The organism is Pigmentiphaga litoralis (assembly GCF_013408655.1).
Classification (GTDB): Bacteria; Pseudomonadota; Gammaproteobacteria; order Burkholderiales; family Burkholderiaceae_B; genus Pigmentiphaga; species Pigmentiphaga litoralis_A.
This window is the reverse complement of the sequence record NZ_JACCBP010000006.1, coordinates 1,934-3,239: the sequence shown is the minus strand read 5'-3', so window position 1 is coordinate 3,239 and position 1,306 is coordinate 1,934. Positions and strand designations below refer to the sequence as shown.

Here is a 1,306-nt window from a genome sequence, read left to right as displayed (position 1 = left end):
GATCCACGCATCCGCAGCTTCGGTATATTGCTTAGCCCCGTTACATCTTCCGCGCAGGACGACTCGATCAGTGAGCTATTACGCTTTCTTTAAAGGATGGCTGCTTCTAAGCCAACTTCCTGACTGTCTATGCCTTCCCACTTCGTTTCCCACTTAGCAATATTTGGGGACCTTAGCTGGCGGTCTGGGTTGTTTCCCTCTTGAGTCCGGACGTTAGCACCCGGTGCTCTGTCTCCCAAGCTGTACTTCCAGGTATTCGGAGTTTGCAATGGTTTGGTAAGTCGCCATGACCCCCTAGCCATAACAGTGCTCTACCCCCTGGAGTAATACTTGAGGCACTACCTAAATAGTTTTCGGGGAGAACCAGCTATTTCCAGACTTGTTTAGCCTTTCACCCCTATCCACAGCTCATCCCCTAATTTTTCAACATTAGTGGGTTCGGTCCTCCAGCACGTGTTACCGTGCCTTCAACCTGGCCATGGATAGATCGTCTGGTTTCGGGTCTACACCCAGCGACTAGTCGCCCTATTCGGACTCGCTTTCGCTACGCCTTCCCTATTCGGTTAAGCTTGCCACTGAATGTAAGTCGCTGACCCATTATACAAAAGGTACGCAGTCACGGAACAAGTCCGCTCCTACTGTTTGTATGCATGCGGTTTCAGGATCTATTTCACTCCCCTTCCGGGGTTCTTTTCGCCTTTCCCTCACGGTACTGGTTCACTATCGGTCGATTACGAGTATTTAGCCTTGGAGGATGGTCCCCCCATATTCAGACAGGATTACACGTGTCCCGCCCTACTTAACTTACGCCTAGTTCCACAACAGAAATTTCGGGTACAGGACTATCACCTGCTATGGCCAGACTTTCCAGACTGTTCCCCTATTACTGATGCTAAATCGTAAAGGCTGATCCAATTTCGCTCGCCGCTACTTTCGGAATCTCGGTTGATTTCTTTTCCTCGAGCTACTGAGATGTTTCAGTTCACCCGGTTCGCCTCGCATACCTATGTATTCAGTATGCGATACAGCCGAAGCTGTGGGTTTCCCCATTCGGAAATCTACGGATCAAAGCTTGTTTGCCAGCTCCCCGTAGCTTATCGCAGGCTACTACGTCCTTCATCGCCTGTAATCGCCAAGGCATCCACCACATGCACTTAGTCGCTTGATCCTATAACCGTAGCGGCTATAGTCTCTAGTAATTCTAGCGTTTGTGCGTTTTAAAGCATGAGAACTCTTTAAAACTTAATAATGCAATCACAACCCGTTTGCTCAGCAAATACTCCACAGGCTCTTAACCTGCGCGCTG

General features: G+C 49.3%; 1 rRNA gene (only partly in view). It reads right to left on the bottom strand.

Features of this window, described 5'->3' with window-relative positions:
* Positions 1–1,168, bottom strand: a 23S ribosomal RNA gene (locus HD883_RS27410) (it extends 1,710 nt beyond the left edge of the window).
* Positions 1,169–1,306: the final 138 nt, after the last annotated feature.